General features: G+C 75.4%; 11 protein-coding genes and 3 pseudogenes. 5 read left to right on the top strand and 9 right to left on the bottom strand.

The genetic code is table 11. From position 1 onward, the window contains the following. Positions 1-90 precede the first annotated feature (90 nt). Positions 91-651 (top strand): annotated as a pseudogene (locus tag IPO09_12815) (hypothetical protein). Positions 652-856: 205 nt separating this feature from the next. Further along, on the top strand, positions 857-5,611 hold the full coding sequence (locus IPO09_12820) for a myxosortase-dependent M36 family metallopeptidase (GenBank protein ID MBK9518206.1): 4,755 nt from the start codon (positions 857-859) through the stop codon (positions 5,609-5,611). A 94-nt stretch (positions 5,612-5,705) separates the two neighbouring features. On the opposite strand, the gene ybaK is transcribed toward IPO09_12820, so the two are convergent. From ybaK to IPO09_12840, 4 genes and pseudogenes are all read right to left on the bottom strand, one after another. After that, positions 5,706-6,188 (bottom strand): Cys-tRNA(Pro) deacylase, encoded by a 483-nt coding sequence (ybaK, locus tag IPO09_12825; GenBank protein MBK9518207.1) that lies wholly within the window; start codon positions 6,186-6,188, stop codon positions 5,706-5,708. Positions 6,189-6,237: 49 nt separating this feature from the next. Further along, the gene (gene pyrF, locus IPO09_12830; GenBank protein MBK9518208.1) at positions 6,238-6,930 is read right to left on the bottom strand and encodes an orotidine-5'-phosphate decarboxylase; all 693 of its coding nucleotides are present in this window, start codon (positions 6,928-6,930) and stop codon (positions 6,238-6,240) included. Positions 6,931-7,564: 634 nt separating this feature from the next. Continuing rightward, positions 7,565-8,452: pseudogene (locus tag IPO09_12835) on the bottom strand (DUF4388 domain-containing protein). 21 nt (positions 8,453-8,473) lie between these two features. Beyond that, positions 8,474-10,201, bottom strand: a complete 1,728-nt coding sequence (locus tag IPO09_12840) for a proline--tRNA ligase (protein ID MBK9518209.1) — start codon at positions 10,199-10,201, stop codon at positions 8,474-8,476. A gap of 98 nt (positions 10,202-10,299) precedes the next feature. Here IPO09_12840 and IPO09_12845 point away from each other — a divergent pair, with 98 nt between their 5' ends. Beyond that, positions 10,300-10,653, top strand: coding sequence for a cytochrome c (locus tag IPO09_12845; protein ID MBK9518210.1), 354 nt, complete (start codon positions 10,300-10,302; stop codon positions 10,651-10,653). An 18-nt stretch (positions 10,654-10,671) separates the two neighbouring features. Here IPO09_12845 and IPO09_12850 read toward each other — a convergent pair whose 3' ends face one another. From IPO09_12850 to IPO09_12865, 4 genes and pseudogenes are all read right to left on the bottom strand, one after another. Continuing rightward, on the bottom strand, positions 10,672-11,145 hold the full coding sequence (locus IPO09_12850; protein ID MBK9518211.1) for a hypothetical protein: 474 nt from the start codon (positions 11,143-11,145) through the stop codon (positions 10,672-10,674). A gap of 165 nt (positions 11,146-11,310) precedes the next feature. Further along, a pseudogene (gene ispG, locus IPO09_12855) lies at positions 11,311-12,430 on the bottom strand (flavodoxin-dependent (E)-4-hydroxy-3-methylbut-2-enyl-diphosphate synthase). 57 nt (positions 12,431-12,487) lie between these two features. Continuing rightward, positions 12,488-13,540, bottom strand: a complete 1,053-nt coding sequence (locus tag IPO09_12860) for a thioredoxin domain-containing protein (protein ID MBK9518212.1) — start codon at positions 13,538-13,540, stop codon at positions 12,488-12,490. 192 nt (positions 13,541-13,732) lie between these two features. Continuing rightward, positions 13,733-16,132 carry a PAS domain S-box protein gene (locus IPO09_12865; protein MBK9518213.1) on the bottom strand — a complete coding sequence of 800 codons (2,400 nt, stop codon included), beginning with the start codon at positions 16,130-16,132 and terminating at the stop codon, positions 13,733-13,735. An 870-nt stretch (positions 16,133-17,002) separates the two neighbouring features. On the opposite strand from IPO09_12865, the gene IPO09_12870 reads away from it, so the two are divergent. Together IPO09_12870 and IPO09_12875 are read left to right on the top strand one after the other, a co-directional pair. Then, on the top strand, positions 17,003-19,138 hold the full coding sequence (locus tag IPO09_12870; protein MBK9518214.1) for a HAMP domain-containing protein: 2,136 nt from the start codon (positions 17,003-17,005) through the stop codon (positions 19,136-19,138). A gap of 128 nt (positions 19,139-19,266) precedes the next feature. Next, positions 19,267-19,809: a DUF1801 domain-containing protein gene (locus tag IPO09_12875; protein ID MBK9518215.1), complete on the top strand. Its 543-nt coding sequence runs from the start codon at positions 19,267-19,269 to the stop codon at positions 19,807-19,809. 109 nt (positions 19,810-19,918) lie between these two features. Here the strand turns inward: IPO09_12875 and IPO09_12880 are convergent, their stop codons facing one another. After that, positions 19,919-20,383 (bottom strand): cyclic nucleotide-binding domain-containing protein, encoded by a 465-nt coding sequence (locus IPO09_12880; protein ID MBK9518216.1) that lies wholly within the window; start codon positions 20,381-20,383, stop codon positions 19,919-19,921. Positions 20,384-20,455: the final 72 nt, after the last annotated feature.

A 20,455-nucleotide genomic window follows, 5' to 3' on the forward strand; every position in this document is an offset into this window, starting at 1 on the left:
GCCTCTCACCCTGACCACCCAGATGGAGCACGCCGCCCACCGCGGCCCTGGTGGCAGGTCGCAGCCTCTCTCCCCTGGGAGTCGCCGATCATGATCCGATCGCTCAAGCCGTCCCTGCTGCTCGCCCTCCTCCTCGCGGCCTGCGGCCAGCCGCAGAGCCAGCCCACCGCCGGCGCCACCGCGGCGAAGCCGCAGGCGCGCGCCGCCGGCAGCGTGGTCCCGAGCAGCACCGGCCGCCCCGGCAACTTCAACGCCCTGGCGGCCGGCAAGGCCGTCATCGGCGCCCCGACCGCCAGCGCGGCCGTGCCCAGGGGCACCCCGCGGGCGCCGGTGCACATGAACCGTGAGCTCGGCGTGCCCTCCTTCCTGTGGGCCGAGTCGGCCGGCCTCACCTCCGCCCGCGCCGGCGCCGCCGCCCCGCGTGGCGGCCCGGTCGAGGCCGCCCGCGCCCACCTCTCCGGCCTGGCCCCCGCCTACGCCCTCAGCGCCGCCGACGTGAAGGGCGCCGTGGCCACCCGCGTGCACGACACCGGCCGCGGGCCGGTCATCGTCACCTTCCGCCAGTACCCCGGCGGCGTGGAGGTCTTCCGCGAGGAGGCCAGCGTGGCCATGAGCCGCGACCTCTCGCTGGTGGCCGTCTCCGGCAACCTGGCCCCCGCCGCCGCGGCCGCCTCGGCCCGCGCCGGCGGCGCCTTCGCCCTGGACGCCCGCGCCGCCGTGGCCGCCGCCCTCACCGACCTGACCGGCGAGGCCTTCGCCGCCGGCGACCTCACGGCCGGCGCCACCCGCGGCAAGTTCCTCACCCTGGACCTCGCCCCCGGCGTGGCGCGCGGCGCGCGCCGAGCGGTTCACCCGGGTGGCCGGCGCCAAGAAGGTCTGGTTCCGCTTCCCCTCCGCCCTCGAGCCGGCCTGGCAGGTGGAGCTGGCGGTGGCCAGGCTCGGCCAGGCCGACGACCTGACCTACGGCTACGTGGTCTCGGCGGTGGACGGGCGGGTCCTCTTCCGCAAGGACCAGCAGGAGCACCAGTCCTTCAGCTACCGCGTCTGGGCCTCCGACCCGGCCACCTTGCTGCCCGACGACGGCCCGCAGGGGCTGGCCGGCACGCCGCACCCCACCGGCCAGGCCGACGGCTACCAGGCCCCGTTCGCCCCCCAGGGGCTGGTGACGCTGCAGAGCCTGCCCTTCAGCCAGAACGACCCGTGGCTGCCGGCCGGCGCCGTCGAGACCACCGGCAACAACGTGGACGCCTACGCCGACCTGACCGCGCCCGACGGCTTCACCTCGCTGGCCGCCGACCCGGCCTCGCTCGACCTGCGCGCCGCCGCCACCGGCCCCACCGCCTTCGACTACGCCTACGACCTGGCGCAGGACCCGCAGGCCTCCACCACCCAGATCCAGGCGGCCGTCACCCAGCTCTTCTACGACAACAACGCCCTGCACGACTGGTTCTACGACGCCGGCTTCGACGAGGCGGCCGGCAACGCCCAGGCCCTCAACTTCGGCCGCGGCGGCGCCGAGGGCGACCCGCTGCACGTCGAGGCGCAGGACTTCGGCGGCATCAACAACGCCAACATGGCCACGCCGCCGGACGGCTTCTCGCCCCGCATGCAGATGTACCTGTGGAACAACGGCGACCTGGTGCGGACCCTGGTGAACGCCCCGGCCGGGCTGGCCGGCTTCAAGCGCTCGGCCAGCGCGGCCTTCGGCCAGCAGACCTTCGAGCTCACCGGCGACCTGGTCCCGTCCCGGCCGGCCGACGGCTGCGGCGCCTTCCTCAACCCGTCCACCGGGCCCGGGCAGATCGCCCTCGTCGACCGCGGCACCTGCACCTTCACGGTGAAGGTGAAGAACGCCCAGAACGCCGGCTACGCCGGCGCCCTGGTCCGCAACGTCCTGGCCGCCTCGCCCCTCGGCACCATGGGCGGCGCCGACCCCACCATCACCATCCCCTCCCTGCTGCTCGGCAAGGCCGACGGCGACGCCTTCGGGGCCGCCATCCTGGCGGGCGACACCATCAACGTCACCCTGCAGCGCGTCCTCGGCCGGCTGCGCGACGGCACCATCGACAACCTGATCGTGGCCCACGAGTGGGCCCACTACCTGTCGAACCGCCTGGTGCAGGACGCCGCCGGCCTCGACACCGTGCAGGCCCGCGGCATGGGCGAGGGCTGGAGCGACTTCGTGGCCCTGCTGCAGTCGGTCCGCGAGGAGGACGCCCTCTCCGCCGCCAACGCCGGCTGGGCCGGCGTCTACGGCGCGGCCGGCTTCGTGGGCAGCGGCACCGACACCTTCGGCGACCCGAACCAGGGCTACTACTACGGCATCCGCCGCACCCCCTACTCCACCGACATGAGCAAGTCCCCGCTCACCTTCCGGCACGTGGCCGACGGCGTGCCCCTGCCGGCGGTGACCCCGCCGGTGGTGTCGAACGGCCTGCCCAACTCGGAGGTCCACAACGCCGGCGAGGTCTGGGCCAGCGCCCTGTGGGAGTGCTACGCGGCGCTGCTGCGCGACACCCAGGGGGCCACCCCGCGCCTCAGCTACGCCGAGGCCAGCCTGCGCATGCGGGAGTACCTGGTGGCGGCCTTCAAGCTGCTCCCCCTGTCGCCCACCTTCCTGGAGGGGCGCGACGCCCTGCTGGCGGTGGCCTTCGCCGCCGACCGGACCGACTTCGACCGCCTCTGGGCCGCCTTCGCCAAGCGCGGCTTCGGCGTGGGCGCCGTCGGGCCGGCCAGCCGGTTCAGCACCACCAACGGCGGCGTGGCGGAGAGCTTCGCCCTGGGCGGTGAGGTGTCCCTGGCGGGCAGCTCCTTCGCCGGGGTCACCTCCGGCTGCGACGACCGCGACGGCACGCTCGACGACGGCGAGACCGGCACCCTGACCCTGCGGCTCCTCAACACCGGCTCCGGCGACCTGCCGGCCGGCGCCGGCACCCTCACCAGCAGCAGCCCCAGCCTCACCTTCCCGGACGGCGGCAGCGTGACCGTCGGCCCGTCCGTGGTGGGCGGCGAGGCGGTCGCCACGGTGCGGGTCTCGGCCAGCGGCGCCACCACCGCCGAGCTGGCCGACCTCACCCTCACCTTCGCCGACGGCTACCTGGCCCAGCCCACCACCCTCCCGTTCCAGCTCAGGCTCGACGTGGACGTCCTCAAGGCCGCCTCCGCCACCGACACCCTGGAGGGCGACACCTTCGCCTGGACCCCGAGCGCCGATCCGACCCTGCCCACCAGCGCCGCCTTCGAGCGGCTCACCGGCAACGCGGTGGACCACGCCATCTTCGCCCCCAACCCCGCCTCGGCCGCCGACATCCGGCTCACCTCGCCGCCCCTGCGGGTGGGCGCCGGGCCGTTCAGCATCTCCTGGCAGCACTTCTTCTGGTTCGAGGCCGATCCGTCCGGCACGCCCGGCCAGGTCTTCTACGACGGCGGCGTGGTGGAGCTCTCCGACGACGGCGGCCTGACCTGGCGCGACGTGGGCGGCCCGGCCTACAACGGCGTCATCACCGCCACCGGCTTCGGCAACCCGCTGGAGGGCCGCCCCGGCTTCGTGGAGGTCAGCCCCAGCCTGTTCGTCACCGGGGCGCTCGACCCGGTCTCGCTCGACCTCACCAGCGCCTGCACCGGCGGCTCGGCCTGCGCCGGCAAGACGGTCCTGTTCCGCTTCCGCATCGGCGCCGACGCCGCCTTCGGCGAGCTGGGCTGGTACATCGACGACGTGGTGGTGGGCGGCATCACCAACACCCCCTTCGACCTCCTGACCGACGACGCCCGGCGCTGCGTCAACCGCCCGCCGTCCGCCGCCGCCGGCGCCGACCAGCTGGTGAACGAGGGCGGCCCGGTCACGCTCAGCGCGGCCGGCTCCTCCGACCCCGACACCGGCGCCGTCCTCGGCTACGCCTGGACCCAGACGGCCGGCCCGGCCGTGGTGCTCTCGGGCGCCGGCGGCGTCACCGCCACCTTCACCGCCCCCGCGGTGGACGCCGCCACCACCCTGGCCTTCCTGGTCACGGTGAGCGACGGCGTCAGCAGCAGCAGCGCCACCACCCTGGTGACGGTCGCCAACGTCAACCGGGCGCCGGTGGCCGCCGCCGGCCCGGCCCAGTCGGTGGCCGAGCGCACCGTGGTGACCCTGGACGGCAGCGGCTCCAGCGACGCCGACCCGGGCTCGGTGCTCACCTACTCCTGGGCCCAGACCGGCGGGCCGGGCGTCACCCTGCTCGGCGGCGAGGGCCCCAGGCCCTCCTTCGTGGCCCCCGAGGTGGCCGCCGACGCCACCCTCACCTTCGGCCTCACGGTGAGCGATGGCCAGGCCGTCAGCGCCACGGCCTCGGTGGTGATCACCGTGCGCAACGTCAACCGCGCCCCGACCGCACGGGCGGGCGCCACCCAGGCGGTCGACGAGGGCGCCACCGTGACCCTCGACGGCGCCGCCTCCTCCGACCCGGACGCCGGCACCACGCTCGGCTACACCTGGCTGCAGACGGCCGGCCCGGCCGTGACGCTCTCGAGCGCCAGCGCCGCCTCGCCCACCTTCGCCGCGCCGCAGGTCACCACCAGCACGCTCCTCACCTTCCGCCTCACGGTGAGCGACGGCACCGACTCCAGCTCGGCCGCGGTGGACGTGCTGGTGCGCGACGTGAACCGGGCCCCGGTGGCCTCCACCTCCGGCCAGCAGGGCGCCTTCGAGCGCGACCTGGTGACCCTCGACGGCAGCAGCTCCAGCGACCCGGACGCCGGCACGGTGCTGGGCTTCAGCTGGACCCAGACCGGCGGCCCGACCGTCGCGCTGCTGGGCCCCGACTCCTCGCAGCCGACCTTCGCCGCCCCCGAGGTGGACGCCGCCGGCGCCACCCTCACCTTCGAGCTGGTGGTGTCCGACGGCCGGGTGCAGAGCGCGCCGGCCACCCTGACCGTGCTGGTCTCCAACGTGAACCGGCCGCCGACGGCCAACGCCGGCGCGCCCTTCGCGGCCGAGGAGCGGTCCAGCGTGCTGGTGGAGGGCGCCGGCGCCGACGACGACGGCGCGGCCCTCACCTACGCCTGGGTGCAGCTGGGCGGCCCCACGGTGACGCTGGCCGGCGCCGACACCGGCGCGGTCACCTTCACCGCCCCGGAGGTCGCCGCCTCGACCGAGGTGGTGCTGGAGCTCACCGTCTCCGACGGCGAGGACTCCGCCACCTCCGAGGTGGCCGTGACCATCACCAACGTGAACCGCCCGCCGGTGGCCCAGGCCGGCCCGGCCCAGGTGGTCAACCCGGGCGTGGCGGTGTCGCTCGACGCCGGCGCCTCGGCCGACCCCGACGCCGGCGCCGCCCTCACCTACGCCTGGACGCAGACCGCCGGCCCGGCGGTGGCGCTCAGCGGCGCCGCCACGGCCGCCCCGTCGTTCACCGCCCCGGCCGGCCCCGCCACCCTCACCTTCCAGGTGACGGTGGGCGACGGCGCGGCGCTCTCGACCGCCAGCGTCACCGTGACGGTCAACGCCGGCTCCGACTCCGGCGGCGGCGGGTGCGGCTGCTCGGCCGGTGGCGGCAACCCGGCCGCGCTGGTGCCGTTCCTGTTCGGCCTGGCCTTCCTGCGCCGCCGCCGGGTCCGCCCGGCCGCCCGCTAGGCAGCGAGCCGTCGCAGCACCGTCGTACCGGACGCGGCGCGGGTCACCCTCCCTCGGTGGCTCGCGCCGGTTCGTTCCTGGGCTGGCCCGGCCCCTACCCCTCGATGGCCGCGTCCACCGGCGTGGCCCGCGCCAGCGCCGCCAGGGCCTTCGGGTCCAGCCCCACCAGGAAGCCGCGCGAGCCGCCGTTCACGTAGACGCGCGGCAGGTCGAGGATGGTCCGCTCCACGTACACCGGCAGGACCTTGCGGGTGCCGAGCGGGCTGGTGCCCCCCACCTGGTAGCCGGAGTGGCGCTGGGCCACCTCGGGCCTGCAGGGGGCGATGGCCTTCCGGCCGAGCTGGCGGGCCAGCGCCTTGACGCTCACCTCGCGGTCGCCGTGCATCAGCACCAGGAGCGGCGCCCCGGCCTCGTCCTCCATCACCAGGGTCTTCACCACGGCGTGCTCCTCCACGCCGAGCTCGCGGGCGCTGACCCGCGTGCCGCCCTTCTCCTCGTAGCGGTAGGGGTGCTCGGTGTAGGCCACGCCGCGCTCGCGCAGCAGGCGCGTGGCGGGGGTGCTGGGGGTCTTGCTCACGGGGCCTCCGGGTGCGGGGCGCGGCTGGTCGGGCGGCTGGTCGGCCGGGTCAGGCCGGCGGCAGCTCGGCCGCGATGGCGCGAGCGGCCGCCACCGGGTCGGGGGCGTCGCGCAGCGGGCGGCCCACCACCAGCACGTCGGCCCCGGCGGCCACCGCCTGGGCCGGGGTGGCCACCCGGGCCTGGTCGCCCAGGGCGGCGCCGGCCGGCCGGATGCCCGGGACCACCAGCAGGGGCCCGGGCCCCACCGCCGCGCGCACCGCCGCCACCTCCTGCGGCGAGCAGACCAGCCCGCCGGCCCCGGCCGCCACCGCCAGGCGGGCCAGCCGGACCACCGCCGCCTCGGGCGGGCCGGCCAGGCCGATCTGGTCGAGGGTGGCGGCGTCCAGGCTGGTGAGCACGGTGACCGCCAGGATGCGCACCTGCGGACCGGCGCCGCGCACCGCCGCCCGCACCATCTCCTGCCCGCCGGCGGCGTGCACCGTCAGCAGGGAGGCGCCGGAGGCGGCGGCGCTGCGGGCCGCCCCCTCCACCGTGGCCGGGATGTCGTGCAGCTTCAGGTCCAGGAAGACCGGGCGGCCCAGCGCCGCGGCGGCTCGCACCGCCTGGGCCCCTTCGGCCAGGTAGAGCTCCAGCCCCACCTTGAGCATGCCGACGTGCGGCGCGATGGCCCGGGCGAACGGCTCGGCCGCGGCCCAGCTGGGGAAGTCGAGGGCGCAGCAGAGGCGGTCCTTCGGGTCCATGGTTCCTCCGGGCGAGGCGCGCCGCTCGGCGCGGCCTCGCGGCGAGTCGGGCCGGGTGGGACCGGCCGAAGGGCGGCGCTCAGGCCTTGCCGACCTGCATGCGCCCCACCTCGCGCAGCAGCGCCTCGGCCTGGTGCTGGGCCAGGAGGTTCTTCACCTCGAAGAGCGAGTAGGCCAGCAGGTCCTCCAGCGCCTCGAGCGCGCGGGCCTTGGCGGCCGCGCCCTTGTAGGCGCCCTGGGCGTTCACGTTGGCCAGCACCCGCGCCACGTCGAGGGATCCCTGCGCGTCGAAGCGGACCCCCTCGAAGATGGGGCGCTGCCGCTCGGGCATCCGCTCGAAGTAGCTGTTGAAGCGCGTGGGCGCCCCGGGGCGGAGCTCCTGCAGCGCGGCGTGCACCCTGAGGAAGATGCGCCGGTAGATGTCGAAGGCGCCGCCGGGGCGTGGCAGGAGGGGATCGGCGGTAGGGACGGGGGTCGCGGTCGGGGTCGCGGTCGGGGTCGCGGTCGGGGTCGCGGTCGGGGTCGCGGTCGGGGTCGCGGTCGGGGTCGCGGTCGGGGTCGCGGTCGGGGTCGGGGTCGGGGTCGGGGTCGGGGTCGGGGTCGGGGTCGGGGTCGGGGTCGGGGCCGGGGCCGGGGCCGGGGCCAGCGCCCCGGCCGCCAGCAGCGGCGCGGCCTGGCGCAGCGCCTCCAGCAGCCCCAGCCCGCTCTCCTGGGCCAGCTCGGCGAAGGTGCGCGTGCCGTCGGCGGTCCGCATCAGGCGCGCCGCGTGCTCGCCGAGGCCGGGCGGCACCTCCACGGTGCGCGCCAGCACCACCTCGCGCCCGCCCACCTCGCCGAGCAGCCGCTCCGCCTCGTCCACCCGCTTCATGCCCTGCAGCAAGAGGTCGCGGGTCCGCTCCGGCAGCTTCACCGCGTTGGTCTCGTCGTGCGGCCCCTCCAGGAAGGCGAACTCCCCGTTGGCCTCCAGGAAGGCGCCCAGCAGGATCTCGCGCACCTGGTGGCAGACGGCCGCGTAGAGCTGGCCGGGGGAGAGGACCCCCTCGTCCACCAGCACCTGGCCGAGCGGGCGGCCGCTGCGCACCAGCCGCCCGCAGCGCTCCAGCACCTCCAGGCTGCACAGGCCGAGGCGCCACAGGACCGGACCGAGCCGGTCGCACGGGTCGGACGAGGAGGCGAAGACCACCTGCCCGTCGCGGAAGTAGATGGTGCGTCGCCGCAGCCGGTCCGGGGTGGGCGCCCCGCGGGCGCCGCGCTCCCCCTCCCGGCCGGCGTCGAGCAGCAGCACGCCGGTCTTGAGCGAGGTGAAGACGAACTGCACCACCTCGGCCACCGTGAGCGCCGCCAGCGACCCGGCGAAGTAGGCCTGCTCGCCGCGCCCGTGGCGCGCCGGCGAGACCAGCAGGAAGGCGCCGCGGGCCGAGGCCACCTCCACCGCGTCGCCCGGCACCAGCCCCAGGGCCTCGGCCGCCCGCGGGGGCACCGCCACCTCGCCGTCGAACCCGATGGTCAGCTTCGCGCGCACGCCTGGCCTCGTCCCGTGGGCTCAGCGCCCGGTCGACCGCCGCACCAGGTCGGCCACCCGGTCGGCCACCTCGGCCAGCGGCACCAGCTCCACGTCCTTCACCCCGCGCAGCTTCCACTCCACCTTGCCCTCGGCCAGCCCCTTCTTGCCCACCGCCAGCCGCAGCGGGATGCCGATGAGATCGGCGTCCTTGAACTTCACGCCGGGCCGCTCGTCGCGGTCGTCGTAGAGCACCTCGACCCCGGCCGCGGAGAGCGCCGCCACCACCTGGTCGGCGGCCGCCACCAGCTCCGGCTCCTTGCCGAGCGGCAGCACGGTGACGTGGAAGGGGGCGATGGCCATGGGCCAGCGGATGCCGTCCTGATCGTGGTGCAGCTCGATGGCGGCCGCCAGGATGCGCTCCACCCCGATGCCGTAGCTGCCCATGACGATGGGCACCTGGGCGCCCTGGGCGTCCAGCACCGCCGCCCGGAGCGAGGTGGAGTACTTGGTGCCCAGCTTGAAGATGTGGCCGATCTCGAGCGCCTTGAAGACGTCGAGCGTGCCGTCGCACCGCGGGCAGCCCTCGCCGGCCTTGACGTTGCGCAGCTCGGCCAGCCTGCCGTGGGCCAGCAGGTCGCGCGCCACGTCCACCCCGCGCACGTGGAAGCCGTCCAGGTTGGCGCCGGTCACCATGTTGGTGCGGCCGGCCACCGCCGGGTCGACGAAGACCGGGGCCCGGGTGACGCCCACCGCGCCCAGCGAGCCGGGGTGCGCCCCCAGCAGCGCGACGATCTCCTCGGGGTGGGCCGGGCGGACCTCGGCGGCGCCGGTGGCGGTCTGCAGCTTGGCCTCGTTGAGGTCGTGGTCCCCGCGCACCACCGCCACCACCAGCGCCCCGTCGGCCGAGTAGACCAGGGTCTTGAGCTGCCGGCGGGCCCCCACGCCGTAGGGCTGGCGCTGCAGCGCCTCGATGGTGACCACCCCGGGGGTGGCGAACTGCTCCAGCGCGGCCGGGCCGGGCAGGTCGGCCACCACCTCCAGGCGCGAGGTGGCGGTCTCGGTGTTGGCGGCGTAGCGGCAGGCGGCGCAGGCGGCCACCAGGTCCTCGCCGGCGTCGGTGCGCACCATGAACTCCTGCGAGCCCGAGCCGCCCATGGCGCCGGAGTGGGCCTGCACCGCCACGAAGTCGAGGCCGCAGCGGGTGAAGATCCGCTCGTAGGCGCCCTTCTGGTCGTCGTAGCTCCGGTCCAGGCCGGCCTGGTCCACGTCGAAGGAGTAGGCGTCCTTCATGGTGAACTGGCGCACCCGCAGCAGCCCGGACTTGGGGCGCGGCTCGTCGCGGAACTTGGCCTGGATCTGGTACCAGACCTGCGGCAGCTGGCGGTAGGAGCGCAGCTCGTCGCGGGCGATGGCGGTGAAGATCTCCTCGTGCGTCATGCCCAGGCAGTAGTCGCCGCCCTTGCGGTCCTTGAGCCGGAACATGTTGTCGCCCATGACGTCCCAGCGCCCCGACTCCTTCCAGATCTCGGCCGGGTGCAGGGCCGGCAGGTAGAACTCCTGGCCCCCGATGGCGTCCATCTCCTGCCGGATGATGGCCTCGATCTTGGCCAGCGAGCGCCGGGCCAGCGGCAGGTAGTCGTAGAGGCCGGCCCCCAGCTGGCGGACGAAGCCAGCCCGGACCAGCAGGCGGTGCGAGGCCACCTGGGCGTCGGTGGGGGCCTCCTTGAGCGTGGGGATGAAGGCCTTCGAGGCGCGGACGACGGTCATGGTCCGGGGTTTATACACCGGGGCCGAGGCCGCCCGAAGCGCCGCGGCGGCCGCCCTCGGCCCTTCCCTCGCGGCCGCCGCCGGGATAGGAGGAGGCCGTGCCCACCCGGACCATCATCGCCCTGCTGGTCTTCGCCGCCCTGGCCCTGGCCGGAGGCCTGGCCTGGGACGCCGGCCTCCTGGCCCCGCCGCGGCCGCCGCTGCTGGAGACGCCGGCGCTGCTGGCGGCCGGCCAGGGGGTCTACGCCTACCGCTGCGCCTCCTGCCACCGCGACGTCGCGCTGGCCCCGAAGGTGGTCGGCCTGTCGGCCGACCAGGCCTACGAGAAGATCGGCCGGCTGCAGGAGCACCCGCGCGCCAACATGCCGCCCTTCCCGGGCACCGAGGAGGACCGCCGGGCCCTGGCGATCTTCATGGCCGCGCTCGGGGCCGGGCGGGCGCGCCTCCCGTAGCGCGCCGGGCGCGCCCGGTCAGCCCTGCGCGGCACGCCAGAGCCCCCGAGCGCCGAGCAGCAGCAGGGCCAGCCCGCCGCCCCCGACGGCCAGCAGGAGGCCGAGCGCCGCCAGGAGCGTGCGGCCGCCGGCCATGGAGGTGAAGAAGCGCGCCCCCTGCACGCCGCGCGGGTCGAACCCGAGCGCGGCGAGCTCGACCGGATCGGCGGCGCCCGGGATGAAGGCGCCCCTCACCTCGCGCTCGGCGTCCTGGCAGGTGACCTCCCCCTGGAACTGGGCGACGAACGGGTGGGCGCCCTCGCGATCGGCGGCCAGGAACAGCGTGCTGGTGCCCTGGCGCACCGGCGTCCGCGTGTCACAGCGCAGCACCGCGTCGGTGAGGACCACGGTCCGGCCGGCCGGCGCGTCCGCCACCAGCGACGGGACCGGCGAGCGCCCGGCGCGCGCCACGGCGGCGGTGACGGTGGCGGCCCCCGGGGCGACGGCGCCCACGGCCAGGCCACCGACCACGACGAAGGCGACGTGACGGGGCTGGAAACGCAGGGGAGACCTCGCGGCGAGGGGGTGTGGCGGCGCCCCAGAGGTAGCAGGCGGCGCCGGCCGCGTCGAGGTCGGCAGGCCACCTCGGGCAGGGCGGCGGCCCGGCGTCGCGCCCGCCTACGTCCCCTCGGCCGGCGCCCGCCCGGCCGCGATGTCGAGCGCCTCGGAGACCAGCGCCTCCTCGAGGTCCTCGGCCTTCATGCGCCGCACCACCTTGCCGGCCTTGAAGAGCAGCCCCACCCCGCCGTGGCCGTAGGCCACGCCCACGTCGGCGGCGGCCGCCTCGCCGGGGCCGTTCACCTCGCAGCCCATCACCGCCACCGACACCTCGCCCTTCACGGTGGAGAGCCGCTGCTCCACCCGCTCGGCGATGGGGATCATGGCCACCGAGCAGCGGCCGCAGGTGGGGCAGGAGGTCAGGGTGGCGCCGCCGAACTTGAGCCCCAGCGACTTGAGCAGCAGGCGCGCCACCTTCACCTCCTCCACCGGGTCGGCGGTGAGCGAGATGCGGATGGTGTCGCCGATGCCGTCGGCCAGCAGGATGCCCAGCCCGGCGGCGCTCTTGACCGTGCCGGCCAGCAGGGTGCCGGCCTCGGTGACGCCCAGGTGGAGCGGGTAGTCGAAGCGCCTGGCGAAGAGGCGGTTGGCGGCCACCGTCATGGCCACGTCGTGGGCCTTCAGGGAGACCTTGATCTCCTGGTAGCCCTCGTCCTCCAGGAAGCGGATGTGGCGCTCGGCGCTCTCCACCATCCCCTCGGCGGTGGGCCAGCCGTGCTTCTCCACGATGTCCTGCTCCAGCGAGCCGGCGTTGACGCCGATGCGGATGGGGACCATGCGCTGGCGGGCCGCCCGGACCACCTCGCGGACCCGCTCGCGCGCCCCGATGTTGCCGGGGTTGAGCCGGATGGCGTGGACCCCGGCGTCGAGCGCCGCGAGGGCCAGGCGGTAGTCGAAGTGGATGTCGGCCACCAGCGGCACCGGCGTGGCCTTGACGATGGCGGGCAGCGCCGCCGCGGCCTCGGCGCCCGGCACCGCCAGCCGCACCAGGTCGGCGCCGGCCTCGGCCAGCGCCCGGATCTGGGCCAGCGTGGCCGCCGCGTCGGCGGTGTCGGTGGTGGTCATCGACTGGACGGAGATCGGCGGCCCCGCCCCCGATGGCCACGCCGCCGACCTTCACCTGCCGGGTCGGCCGCCGCTCGCCCAGCCCCGACGACTCACCCTGTCCGTATGCGCCCATGTGGTCTCCCGACGGCCCGGATCTAACGCCCGGGCCACCGGGCGCCACCACGCCGGCCTACTTCTTGGCGGCCAGCTCGGCGTCGATGAGGGGCTTGAAGGCCTCCAGCGGCTGCGCCCCGGAGAGGAGCCGGCCGTTGATGAAGAAGGCCGGGGTGCCGCGCACGCCCGCCTTCTCGCCGGCCGCGGCGTGCTCCGCCACCACCGCCGCCTTCTCGCCGGAGTCGAGGCACTTGTCGAAGCGCCCCTCGTCCAGCTTCAGCTCGCGGGCGTAGGCCTTGAGGTCGGTGACCTCCAGCCGCGGGGTGACGGCGAAGAGCTTGCCGTGCATGTCCCAGTACTTGCCCTGGTCGCCGGCGCAGTGGGCCGCCTCGGACGCCTTGGGGGCCAGGTTGTGGCTGGGCAGGGGGTAATCCCGGTAGACCAGCTTGATCTTGCCCTTGTACTTCTCGAGCTCCATCAGGTCCTTCACCGTGGACTCGGCCCGGGCGCAGTAGGGGCACTGGAAGTCGGAGAACTCCACGATGGTGACGGGCGCGTCGTCCGGCCCCTTGGACGGACCGGTGGACGAGACCTCCACCTTGGGCGGCAGGTAGGCCGGCAGGAGCACCTCCACCTTGGCCTCGGCGCGCAGCTGCTCGACGTACTGGGCCAGCACCACCTGCCCCTTCTGCTGCTTGAGGAACTGGGCGATCTGCGGCTTCACCTTGTCGAGCGGCTCCTCCACCTGCTTGGCCGCCTTGGCCCGCTCGTAGATGGCCCGGATCTCCTCGTCGGACGGCGCGGCCACCTTGGTGGCCAGCTCCTTCTCGAGGAACTCGGGGACCTTGAGCCCAGCCGCCTTGGCCTTGGCGTCCACCAGCCGCTGGGTGATGAGCTGGTCGAGCGCCTGCTTGCGCAGGTCGTAGGTCTTCTGCTCGACCTCGTTGAGCTCGTTGCGGATGAGCTTGTCCACCTCGTCGGCGGTGATGACCTCGGCGCCGATGCGGGCCACCGGGGCGTTCTTGCCCGTGACGCCGGCGTCGGCGGAGGCCGCCTGGGTGGGGCGGGGGGACTGGCAGGCGACGACGGCGACGGCGAGCGCGCCGAGGAAGAGGGGACGGGTGCGCATGTGGCTCCAGGTGGAGTGAGGGAAAGCCGGGGCAGATTGCCGCGGGAGGGGCCACAGGTCAATCGACGAGGTGCCCGCGCCATTCCCCAGCGGGGGTGCGACCGGAGCGGACAGCCCCGGGCACGGGCTGGACGGGCGGGTGGCGCCCGATACGTCCCCGGCACGCCCGACACCCGGGACGGCGGCGCCCGCTCAGCGCGCCCCGGGCACCGGCCGATCCAGCGCGGACCGCACCTCGGCCAGCAGCGCCGCCGGGGCCAGCGGCTTCGCCAGCAGCCGCTCCCGCGCCGCGGCGGTGCCCCGCTGCACCCGATCGGCCGCGTAGCCGCTGGCGAAGAGCACCCGCAGCCGGGGGTCGAGCGCGCGGATGCGCTCGTAGGCCTCCACGCCGGTGAGGCGCGGCATGGTCACGTCGAGCAGCGCCAGGTCGAACGGCTCGCTGGCCGCCCGCACCGCCGCCACCGCCTGCTCGCCGTCCTCGGCGGTGGTGACCCGGTAGCCGTGACGGCGCAGCAGGCTGGCCCAGACGCCGCGCACGGTGGCGTCGTCCTCGGCCAGCAGCACCAGCTCGCCGTGGCCGCGCGCCGCCAGCGGGGGCGCCGCCGCCACCGCCTCCTCGGTCGCCCCGGGCAGGAGCGGCAGGTGGACGTCGAAGCGCGCCCCCTGCCCCGGCTCGCTCCAGACCTCCACGAACCCCCCGCTGCCGCGCACGATGCCGTGCACGATGGAGAGCCCCAGGCCGGTGCCGCGCCCCGCCGCCTTGGTGGTGAAGAAGGGGTCGAAGATGCGGGCCCGCGTGGCCTCGTCGAGGCCGGCGCCGTGATCGCGCACCGAGAGGACGGCGTAGGGCCCGGGCGGCACCTGGTGGAGAGCGGCCGCGGCGGCGTCGAGCGCCACCTCCGCCAGCGTCACCTCGAGATCGCCCCGCCCCGCCATGGCGTCGCGGGCGTTGGTGGCCAGGTTGATGAGCACCTGCTCGAGCTGCCCGCGGTCCCCCCGCACCGGCAGGCGGCCCGGCGCCGGCGTCACCAGCAGTCGCACCTCCTCGCCGATGATGCGGCGCAGCATCCGGGCCACGCCCTCCACCACCTCGCCGAGCTCCACCAGCCTGGGCTGGCCGCCCACCCGCCGGCCGAACGCCAGCAGGCCGCGGGTCAGGCCGGTGGCGCGGTCCACCAGCTGCATGGCCTCGTCGAGGTCCTCGCTGACGGGGTGGTTGTCGCCCAGCGCCTCGCGCGCCGCCCCCACCAGGCCCACCAGCCCGGTCAGGATGTTGTTGAAGTCGTGGGCCACGCCGCCGGCCAGCGTCCCGAGCGACTCCAGCTTCTGGGAGTGGCGCAGCGCGCCCTCCAGGCGGCGCCGCTCGGTCACGTCCTCCGCGATCGAGGCGAAGTGGGTGATGACCCGGGAGCCCTGGCGCACCGGCACCACCGAGACGGCCTGCCAGGCGGGCCGGCCGTCGCGGCCCGGGCGCGACAGCTCCCCGGCCCAGGGCTCGCCCGCCAGCAGCCGGCCCCAGATCTCGCGCGACTGCTCCGCCGTGACGGCGGGCGCCTGCAGCTGGTCGAAGGGGCGGCCCAGCACGGCCTCGCGCGGCAGCCCCACCTGCTCCAGGTGGCGCTCGTTGGCGTACTCGACGATGCCGGCGGCGTCGAAGATCACCACCGAGGCGCTGGTCTGCTCCAGCACCGCCGACAGCTTGGTGCGCAGCTCCTCCGCCCGGTCCCGGCTGGAGAGCTGCCACACCGCGTCCATGTAGAGCCCGAGCTGGCGCACGTCCTCGTCGTCGTAGGGGTCGGCCTTGTTGGCGGCCCCGGCCACCGCCACGATGCGCCCGTCCACCACCACCGGCACGGTGAGGAAGCGCGTCAGGGCGGCGTGGCCGAGCGGGTAGCCCTTCTTGTGGGGGTGCGGCGCGGCGAAGGCGTTCACCACGACGGGGCGGCGCTGCCGCACCACCTCGCCCCACAGCCCGGTCTTGTCGAGGGCGTAGACCCGCTGCATGTCGGGGATGGAGCAGGCGCGCATCACCGACTGCGACCACGAGTGAAGGGTGAACTCCCGGCGGTCCTCGTCGTAGTAGTAGATGTAGCCGAGGGCGCTGCCGGTGAGCACCAGCGACTCCTCCAGCGCCCGGTCCAGCAGCTCGCGCAGCGTGGCGCCACGGCTGCGGGCCAGCCGCTCCAGGCACTCGTGGCGCCGCAGGTCGGCGCGCCGCCGGGCGTCCCACTCGTTGCGCTGGGTCAGGTCGCGCAGGAAGACGAAGAGCTTCCCCTCGCGGGCGAAGTAGTTGGCGGCCACCTCCAGCTCCAGCAGCAGGCCGTCCTTGCGCCGGTGGTGGGTCTCGAACCGGTCCCAGCCCTGCTGGCGCAGCCGCTCCAGGTGCTGGCTCACCTCGGCGGCGCTCTCGCGCGCCTCCAGGTCGGAGATGCGCATGCCGAGCAGCTCGTCGCGCGTGTAGCCGGAGAGCTCGCAGTAGGACTGGCTGACGTCGAGGAAGCGCCCCTCGCGATCCACCAGCCAGAAGCCGTCGGCCGCCTCGGCCTCGCCGGGCGCCGGCCTGCTCGGGACTGCCTCCACCGTGTGGGACATCGCCACCTTCACGCACCGCACGGTGCCACGCCGGACCAGGCCGCGAGCGCGGTAGGTTGGCGCACGCGGCGAACCGGCGCGGGCGGGCGGCCTGGCCCGGCCCGCGGAGACCAGCCGCGCTGCCCCGGCGGGCCTGCGCCGGGTAAGGGGGGGACCCCGCGGTGGTCCACAGGGTGGCCGCATCACTCCACAATTCCCCCCCTGTGCCGCCGTGACCCGGTGCCCCGACACCCGGAGGGTAGCTTTCACCCCGCGGCCCTGGTGCGAGCCGGCGGAGCGTCGCCGCCTGTCCAGCCAGATCTCCATGGCTTGACCAGCGACAAGGCGCGGCTCCGGCCGCCTCTGCGGCTGGCACGGCAGGTGCTTCAGCGGCGGGCGTCGGCCTCGCGGGAGCCCCACATGCGGATCAAAGGAAAGATCGTCACCCTCGGGGTGACAAGCGCGCTGGTGGTCGGCGCGGCTCTCGGCGTCTACCTCGACGTGGTGACCGGCACGCAGACCGAGCACCGCATGGAGGATCTCGACTCCGCGCTGCGCGCCGGCTTCGACCGCAGCGCCAAGCTCCAGGTGGAGACCGCCATCTCGCTGCTGTCCGGCGTGGCGGCCCGCCGGGACCTGTCGCCCGAGCAGGCCCGGACCCTCGGGGCCGAGCTGCTGCGCGGCCTGCGCTACGACGGGGCGCAGTACTTCTGGGCCGACACCTACGACGGCGTCAACGTGGTCATGATGGGCATGGCCGTGGAGGGGAAGCCGCGCCTCGACTCGAAGGACGCCGAGGGCGTCCCCTTCATCCGCCGCATCATCGAGGCCGGGCGGAAGGGCGGCGGCTTCACCGACTACCGCTTCCCGCGCGGCGGCGCCGGCGCCCCGCTGCCCAAGCGCTCCTACTCGCTGGCCTTCGCCCCCTTCGGCTGGGTGGTGGGCACCGGCAACTACGTGGACGACATCGACGCGGTGGTGGCGGCCGAGCGGGCCGCGGCGCAGCGGCAGCGCCTGGCCCAGCGCTGGGCCACCCTGGTGGCGGTGCTGGCCATCGTGGGCCTGGCCGCCGCCGCCGCCTGGGTCCTGGCCGGCTCGGTGACCCGGCCGCTGGCCCACCTGGTGGCCGAGACCGGCGCGCTCACCCGCGCCGTGGCGGAGGGGCGCCTCGACCAGCGCGGCGACCCCTCCCTGGTCGATGCCGAGTTCCGGCCCATCGTGGAGGGGCTCAACGCCACCCTCGACGCCTACGCCCGGCCGCTCCAGATGACGGTGGAGAACGTGGCCCGGCTGGGCCGCGGCGACGTGCCGCCGCCCATCACCGAGCCCTTCCAGGGCGACTTCAACCGCATCAAGGAGAGCCTCAACGGCTGCTTCGCCGGTGTGACCGCGCTGGTGGTGGACGTGAACCTGCTGGCCGAGGCCGGGGTGGCCGGTCGCCTCTCCACCCGCGCCGACGCGGCCCGCCACCAGGGCGACTTCCGCGTCATCGTGGAGGGGATGAACCGCACCCTCGACGCCGTGATGGGGCCGCTGGGCGTGGCGGCGCGCACCGTGGACGCCATCGCCCGCGGCCAGATCCCGGCCCCCATCACCGAGGCCTACCGGGGCGACTTCGAGGTCATCAAGCAGAACCTCAACACCTGCATCGCCGCCATCCGCGCGCTGGTCAGCGACGTGGACGGGCTGGCCCAGGCCGGCGTGGAGGGCCGCCTCTCCACCCGCGCCGACGCGGCGCGCCACCAGGGCGACTTCCGCAAGGTGGTGGAGGGGATGAACCGCACCCTGGACGCCGTGGTGGGGCCGCTCGGCGCGGCGGCCCGCGCCGTGGACGCCATCGCCCGCGGCGAGATCCCGGCCCCCATCACCGAGGCCTACCGGGGCGACTTCGACGCCATCAAGCGCAACCTCAACACCTGCTTCGCGGCCGTCACCGCGGTGGTGGCCGACATCGACGGCCTGGTGAAGGCGGCGGTGGCCGGGCGGCTCACCACCCGCGCCGAGGCCTCGCGCCACCAGGGCGACTTCCGCCGGATCGTCGAGGGCGTCAACCAGACGCTCGAGGCGGTGCTGGCCCCGGTCACCGAGGCAGCCGCCGTGCTCGACCAGCTGGCCGCCCGCGACCTCAGGGTGCGCGTCTCCGGGAGCTACCAGGGCGACCACGCCCGCATCCAGCGCTCGGTCAACGCCACCGCCGAGGCGCTGCACCAGGCCATCGCCCAGGTGGCGGAGGCGGCCGACCAGGTGTCGAGCGCCTCCCAGCAGATCGCCGCCTCCAGCCAGTCGGTGGCCAGCGGCGCCTCCGAGCAGGCCTCGTCGCTGCAGCAGACCACCGCCTCCATCGAGTCGGTGTCCGCCATCACCAGGTCCGCCAGCGACAGCGCCCAGCAGGCCAACCTGCTGTCGGGCCAGGCCCGCCAGGCCGCCCAGGGCGGCGCGGCCGCGGTGGACCAGATGGTGGGCGCCATGGGGCGCATCCGCGCCTCGGCGGAGGGCACCTCGCAGATCATCCGGGACATCAACGACATCGCCTTCCAGACCAACCTGCTGGCGCTCAACGCGGCGGTGGAGGCGGCCCGCGCCGGCGAGGCCGGGCGCGGCTTCGCGGTGGTGGCCGAGGAGGTCCGCTCGCTGGCGCTGCGCGCCAAGGAGGCGGCCCAGAAGACCGAGGCCCTCATCCGCGTGTCGGTCAAGGAGGCCGGCGAGGGCGAGGGCACGGCCCGCACCGTGTCCCTCCGGCTGGGCGAGATCGTGGGCGGCATCGGCAAGGTCACCGCCATCGTCTCGGAGATCGCCGCCGCCGCCCGGGAGCAGTCGTCCGGCATCGACCAGGTGATGCTGGCGGTGGGCGAGATGGACAAGGTCACCCAGCAGAACGCCGCCAGCGCCGAGGAGTCCTCCTCGGCCTCCAGCGAGCTCAACGGCCAGGCCGAGGAGCTGGCCGCCATGGTGGGCGCCTTCCGCATCGACCGGGTGGGCGCCGCCCGGGGGCTCGGCCACCGATCCCCGTCGTCGGCCGGAGCCTGACCCGCCGGGCGGCGGAGGGGGCGCAGCCCCGGCGGGGAGCACCCCTTCGAGCGGGCCCGCTGGAGTTGCGGCGGCGCCCGCCGTGGTGAGACGCTGCGCGGCGCCGTCCTCCACCCGAAGGAGCCGCCATGGCCTCCCGCCGCCGCGCCGACCGCCCCGCCCGCCCCGCCACCCGCGCCGGCCGTCCCGGGAAGCCGGCTGCGCCGAGATCGAGGCGCGCGGCCGCCGCGTCGAAGGCCACGCCCCGCTCCGCCGCCGCGCGGGCGCCCTCCCCCGCGCCGGACCTGGCGCCGGCCGCCTTCCTGGCCGCCCTCCCGGAGCCGCGGCGCAGCGAGCTCACCCGCATCGACCGCTTCGTGCGGGACACCCTGCCCGACCTGGAGCGGGTGGTGCGCTCCGGCATGCTGGGCTACGGCCCCTTTCACTACCGCTACGCCTCGGGGCGCGAGGGCGACACCGTCAAGATCGGCCTCGCCAGCCGGGCCCAGTACGTCTCGCTCTACACCTGCGCCGCCGACGCCCGGGGCCACGTGGCGGAGCGCTACCGGGCGCGGCTCCCCGGCGCCGACATCGGGAAGGGCTGCGTCCGCTTCAGGCGGTTCGACGACCTGGACCCCGAGGTGCTGCGGGAGCTGCTCCTGGAGGTCGATCGGGTCGGGTACGAGCCCTGAGCGGGCCAGCGTGATCCGGGGGCACCGTTCGTGCCGAGCCCTTCGGCTTCGCCCCGCTGGCGCGGGGCCACGCCGCGGTCCGGCCGCGCCGTGACCGCCTGGGCCGCCGCTAGCGGAACGGCCCGGTCATCGCGAAGAAGCCCTGGATCTTGTCGTTCATCTCGCGCAGCCGCGACGAGAGGGTCCTGACGAAGGTCCAGAGCAGGGCGTAGGCCAGCTCCTTGTCCACGAACATGAGCTGGTCGAGGTCGTCGCGCCGGATCGCCAGCAGGGTGCAGGTGCTGTGGGCCAGCGCGTCGGCCGAGCGCGGCGCGTCGTCGATCATGGCCATCTCGCCGAAGTAGGCGCCGGCGTCGAGGATGGAGAGCGCCTCCTCCCCCACCCCCTTCACCATCTTGGAGATGCGCACCCGGCCGGCCACCACCACGTACATCTCGTCGCCGCCGTCGCCCTCCTTGAAGATGGAGGTGCCCACCGGCAGCTCGCGCTGCGCCGCCAGGGCGGCCACCTGCGCCAGCTGGGCCGAGGAGAGGGTCTCGAAGAGCGGGCAGCGCCGCAGCACCTGGGGATCCATCGCCGCGGGACGATACCAGAGGGGTGCCGCCTGCGACGAACCCCCACGGTGACAGCCCGGCGCCAAGGGGTT

The organism is Anaeromyxobacter sp. (genome assembly GCA_016718565.1).
GTDB lineage: Bacteria > Myxococcota > Myxococcia > Myxococcales > Anaeromyxobacteraceae > JADKCZ01.